Source organism: Xenorhabdus sp. SGI240, assembly GCF_040081915.1.
GTDB classification, from domain to species: Bacteria; Pseudomonadota; Gammaproteobacteria; order Enterobacterales; family Enterobacteriaceae; genus Xenorhabdus; species Xenorhabdus bakwenae.
Genome location: NZ_JBEBMB010000165.1, coordinates 1 through 1,134, shown reverse-complemented (window position 1 = coordinate 1,134; position 1,134 = coordinate 1). Strand labels below are relative to the sequence as shown.

Below are 1,134 nucleotides of genomic sequence, written 5' to 3'. Positions count from 1 at the left end.
CAGCAGTGCCAGTAAACTGAGCCAGATCAGTCCCGTGGCTATCGTTTCTTTCCTGGTGGTAAATCCGTGCCAATTTGTATGCGATTTTAGCTCTTTGAACAACAGCTCTATTTGCCAGCGGCAACGATAAATATCCATGATGTCACTGGCTGTAAACGCTTCCACAGACAAATTCGTCAGCCAGAGGCAGAAGCGTTTTTCTTCGGCAAACCATCGGCGGACAAGGCGGAACTCATAACCATTACGCCGACAAATCAGATCCAGCACTTCTGAGCGGTTGGTTCTGTGTGTAATGGATTTCAAAGGCTTATCAGCCAGTTTGGGCAATAATTTTCCCTGTCCATTGCGGGCTGTGATTATTTGAGGATTGAGCGATTTGCTTCCCCGGACAATAAATGAACCGCCTGAATAGGATACCCGCTCAAAATAATCAAAATCGACATAACCGGCATCCGCCAGTAATAATTGGCCATGCAGTGTCTCGGGGGCAGGCAGGTAAGCCCGCTCTGATGCCGTATCCGCAGTCACCGTCATCTTAACCGGCGACTGGGTGAACAGTGACAGCGTCATGTGACACTCAACGGCTGCATCAGTTGACCTGAATCGATAAGGAAAAACATCAGACAGGGCCGAATGGACTTTGAATGAACTGCCATCCTGCAAAATAACATTTTGAAATTTTGTGAGTTTCTTGGGTATGGCAACGGATTTATCTGCCCATTGCGCCATAGCAAATCTCACCAATATTTTGACAAATTCGACAAAAGCGGTTTTACGTAGCTGATTATAAAAGGGACGGTAACTGACCTGTTGTTTTTTATCGGGGCACAGGCCATTAAATTTTTGGTGTAACTGGGCGATAGACGTAACTTTACCGGTACTGAGTGCTGCGATAAGGCTGAGGATTAATACACGAGGCTCGATATTTCTCACACGTTGAATAAATCCACACTGAAAGGCTATTTTATTCAAAGAAACATCACTGAAGAATTGCATTAGCTGGTGTTTTATAGCGATAATCGTCACAGGCTTCATCCGTGGTTTTGGTATTAGTTTGGCGACGATTATCAGATCATAAATGAAGCCTTTTTTCTATCTAAAATAAACGGTTATTGCTTAAGATCCTGTCTATGA

General features: G+C 44.4%; 1 protein-coding gene. It reads right to left on the bottom strand.

Annotated elements, in window-relative coordinates:
• The coding region (locus tag ABLA76_RS18005) for an IS4 family transposase (protein WP_348988956.1) at window positions 1-1,035 on the bottom strand (1,035 nt) is incomplete at its 3' end.
• Between the last annotated feature and the right edge of the window lie 99 nt (window positions 1,036-1,134).